This window comes from Anoxybacillus sp. UARK-01, assembly GCF_002075365.1.
Lineage (GTDB): Bacteria > Bacillota > Bacilli > Bacillales > Anoxybacillaceae > Anoxybacteroides > Anoxybacteroides rupiense.
In genome coordinates this window covers 1-4461 of record NZ_NASY01000061.1, presented here as the reverse complement: position 1 = coordinate 4461, position 4461 = coordinate 1, and the positions used below count along the sequence as shown (strand labels likewise).

The window sequence follows — 4461 nt, the reverse complement described above, 5'->3', positions numbered from 1 at the left end:
AAAAGTAGCTGCCTAAGTTCAGCTATTTCTCTCTGTTTAACGTGTCCGTTTTCTTGACATAACACSATCTGTATCATTAGGCATTTTCTTATAAATGTCACCCATAAAAGAATTAGCTAATGGTTTAGGGGCAACTTTTGAAAATTCTTGAATAAGAGTCCCATTATGGTCGCTTGTTTGATACATCATAGAAGGCCCTTTTGAGCCTCTACTTTCAAAATTAACCACTAAACCAATCGCATTTCTATAGCTATCTTTTTTCCAAAATATTTCAGCACCAAGTAGTCCAAGTTCCTCGCCATCAGTAAAAACGAACCATACATCGTTCTTTAATTTATCACTGTTTTTTAGCGCTCTTGCAGTTTCAAGAAGAGCAGCTACACTAGCCCCGTTATCATTTGCACCTGGTCCATTAGGGACTGAATCATAATGGGCAGATAGCATAAGCGCTTTTCCATCTTCAGTTCCCTTTAAGATACCGATAATGTTATTCAACTCAATGTCTCCATTAAAATATTTTGTTGATAAATCCCCACTAAAAGTATCAACTATTGTATACAGCTCAAGTTTTTCTAATTCTTGTAAAATGTATTCCCTTACTAAATAGTTTTCATACGATCCTGTAGGATGGGGGTGTTTTGCTATGTGCCTTATATGTTGAAAAGCTCTCTCTGCAGAAAAGCTATCAATAGCAGTTTCATTATCTTTTGGATTTGGAGGCATCTCCAAAAATATAGTTATAGATATAAGAAAAGCAATGTATAAAAGTATAAACACAGATTTAGTTTTGGAAATGTTAATCTGTAAAAAGGCTTTCTTCAATTTATTCCCCTTCCCATCTCAATTAGAAAAATCATATGATCAAAGCTTCTAGGTTCATGAATCAATAATTTCTTTCAAAGTATCTATATAATACTTAATGAGTTGTTCTACTGTAGATTTCTTATATCTTTTATTACTATACGACCATCTTACAATGTATTTCTTATTTGATACCCAGCTACTAATATCAAACTCTACATTTCGTTTGTTTCTTGGGTCTCTTTCATTACCAACAGATTCATCTGATGGTGTGAGTAGTAAATCCCTATTTAGCCCACTATCTACATGCCCTTGGTAATCAAAACCAATTATAGGCTTTGGAAACTTTGATAATTTCTGTTTAATATCTTGATCATCATGAAGATATCTTAATAATCCGTAGTTAAATCCATTATTAGGAATATTTGATAACTGATTTTTTACACTTTGGATAGTTTGAATGATATCTTTATCTTGATCGTATAGTTCTAAATAAACAGGATAATTGGTTGTGAACCAGCCTGCTGTTCTTGAAAGGTCTATATTGTTTGAAATTACTTCTCTTCCGTGGGAACCCGTTTCAACTAAAATATGTTTGTTCCCTGTCCATTTATTGATCGTCATTAATAAAGCTGTAAAGGATACAACTCGCATATCTACTCTTAAATCTCTATGGACTTTAGAAAGCAAAGATTCTGTATCTTTTTGATTTAAACTAGCAAAAAGTAACTCCGTATTTAATTCAGTATTCTCGCCTTCTTCAAAGTCTATAGGTATGTAAAAAGGCTTATTGAAGATATCACTTTGCCAGTATTTTTTTTCACTTATATCTATATCTGTGTTTGCATATTCAATTAATTTATTCGTCCAGTCATAATAAGAGGTTGTTTTTTCAGGAAAGCTTGGATTTTTACCATTCAAAAGTTGGGAGTATACTAATTGAAAGTCCTCCGCAAATATTTTCATTGTAATTGTGTCTGAGATAAGCCTATGGCTAATTATTAATAAGCGATCCGGAACATTTCCACCTAGCGAAATTAGGACAACCCTTAATAACGGACCATTGTTTATATCAAGTAAAGTTTGATGATAATTAGCTAAATCTTCTATTTTTTTCTTTTGATGTTTAATATCAACATCTGACCAATCATAATAGCTAAAGGCTATCGTATGTTCGGTATCAGAAAAATGTTGTTTCCATCCATCTGAAGTTTTTTTAAAGAACAAACGAAGAGCATCATGATGATTGGATATAAATTTTAGTGTTTTCTCAACAATATTAGGGTTTAACTTAATATTCACTTTAAATATCCATGAATTGTTAAAATGGTGATAATTATGCAATTCTTTTTCGAAAAATCTTAGTTGTGGTGGAGTTAATGGAGCAATTCCAGATTTCTTTTCTTGTTCTGTATTTAAGTTAACCCCCTCTTTTACAATTTGAGATAACTCTGCTATTGTTGGATGTGAAATAATATCTTTAGGACTTAGAGTAAAACCTGCTTTTTTCATTTCAGAATACGTTTGAATAGATAAAATGGAATCTCCACCAATTTCAAAAAAGTTATCAAATACTCCAATATTTTCTATATAAAGTACACTGGACCAAATTTTTGAGATTTTTTCTTCAATTTCATTTCTTGGGGGAATTTTATTTTTTTTCGAATCAGTCTGTGTTACTTCATTTAGAAAATCGCTATTTAATAGATCAATTTCATCATCAATCCATATGAACTCTACTGGTATCATTTCCTCAGGTAACCTTTTCAACAAATAGCTTTTCAACAAATGATTAGATCTGACTTGATTCGGTTTACTTAATAAGTAAGCGACTATTCCCCCCCCTTTATTTAATTGTATTATCGCATCTTGGATTAAAGGGCTTTCTTTAATTGCATTTTGAATATATTGTAAATCTACTCTTTCTTCTGCTTTTTCTTGATTATCATAGTTTATATTAAAACTAATTTCTGGAAGTTCATTAATTACACTATTAATATTTGATAACATTTGCTCTAGCATCAAATTAATGTGATTTACAAATTGTGTAATAATGTCCCTAGAAAACATTAAAGAATTATATTCTACAACGCCGGTAAAGACATCTGAATCATCTAATTGTATAGTAAGGTTTTTACTAGCGAAATCCGGCAGGTCGAGATGTATATTATTCATACTCATTAATACACTGTATAAAGGATTATCATATTTAGAATACTCAATATTTAATTCATTAATAAGTAAATTGAATGGATATTGTTGATTACCGTATGCATCCAATAATGATTGTCTGACATTTACCATTAATTCTTTACAAGTCATTTGGTTAGTTATTCTGTCCATTATCACCAATACATTTCCTTGTGAGTTTGAAGTTTTCCCTTTTCTTGAGGGACTTCCAACTGTAACAAATTCAGTATTATTATATTTAAACAAACAAATTTTAACTGCAGTCATTACAATTACATACTTAAGAAATGAAGAGCCCCCACTTAAGTCATTTATTTTCTCAACTAAAGAATCTTTTAAAGTGAACTCTATTTCATTTGGTACAAACCCTTCATCAGTATTATCACCAATTCTCACAGGTAAGCCGGACTTAACCGTCTTACCTGTGAGCTTTTCTATCCAATAATTTTTAGCATTTATCAGATTTTTATCAAATATTAAAACCATATCTATTTATCTCCCTTCAAATAAGTCAAGGTAATTCTTCTTTCAAAGTTTGGAGAAAAAATCAAAAATTGAAATTATCGTTGTAATCAGAATTATCTGAATTAACAACAATTAAATTTTGACTCTCGGTCAGAGGAATATCGATAAGTTTTATAGAAGGATTATCTACCACATACTTTAAAAGCTTTAGATATAAACTCACCAATATTTTCATATCATCTTCTTCAAAAATATCTGTATTAAAAATTAATAATCCTTCTGTTTTTTCTCTACCATTCATGATTACCATTTCTAAATCACACTTAACTTTATCGATGTATTCCTTTAGAGGAGTTACTGAAAGATCTGGTATTATAAGTTCCTTAATCATACTATTATGATGATAATCAAACATTACCTGAAACACTGGAGTATAACTTAAGCTTCTAGTGATGTTAAGTTTATCGACAACCAAATTAAAAGGTAAGTCACTATAATTAATGGAATCTGATACCTCTCTTCTAATATTTTTTAATAATTCCTTAAATGACATGTTTTCAGATAATCGACTCCGTACGGCAACAGAGTTTACAAAGTTTCCTATTATACCTTCGGTTGCGACTTTCCTTCCTGCGACAGGCATTCCAATTACTATATCTTCTTGTCCAGAGTACCTGTAAAGTAAAGTTTTCCACCCAGCTAATAAAGTCATATATAGTGTAGTTCCTTCTTTGTTACTTAAATTAGTTAGCTTATTTATTAACTGAGTAGGTATATTAAATGCATAGGTACTTCCTTCAAAAGATTGTACCTTTGGACGTCTTTTCTTTGAAGGGAGTACAAGTAACTCCGGTGCTCCAGATAACTTTTCTTTCCAAAAATTTATATATTTTTCTATTTCCTTTTCGGACATTCTTTTTCTTTGCTCGATAGCGAACTCACTATATTGCATTTTAATTTCTTCAAGAGATAAAGTTGATTTATTAGATATTGTTTGATATAGAG

At 30.7% G+C, this 4461-nt stretch carries 3 protein-coding genes; all 3 read right to left on the bottom strand.

Features of this window, described 5'->3' with window-relative positions; translation table 11 throughout:
• Nucleotides 1-36: 36 nt before the first annotated feature.
• Nucleotides 37-822, bottom strand: coding sequence for a M20/M25/M40 family metallo-hydrolase (locus B6A27_RS18270; protein WP_080862882.1), 786 nt, complete (start codon nucleotides 820-822; stop codon nucleotides 37-39).
• A 54-nt stretch (nucleotides 823-876) separates the two neighbouring features.
• Nucleotides 877-3477, bottom strand: a complete 2601-nt coding sequence (locus B6A27_RS18265; protein ID WP_080862881.1) for a condensation domain-containing protein — start codon at nucleotides 3475-3477, stop codon at nucleotides 877-879.
• Nucleotides 3478-3538: 61 nt separating this feature from the next.
• Nucleotides 3539-4461 (bottom strand): condensation domain-containing protein (locus B6A27_RS18260; protein WP_236631875.1); only part of this gene is annotated, 923 nt, incomplete at its 5' end.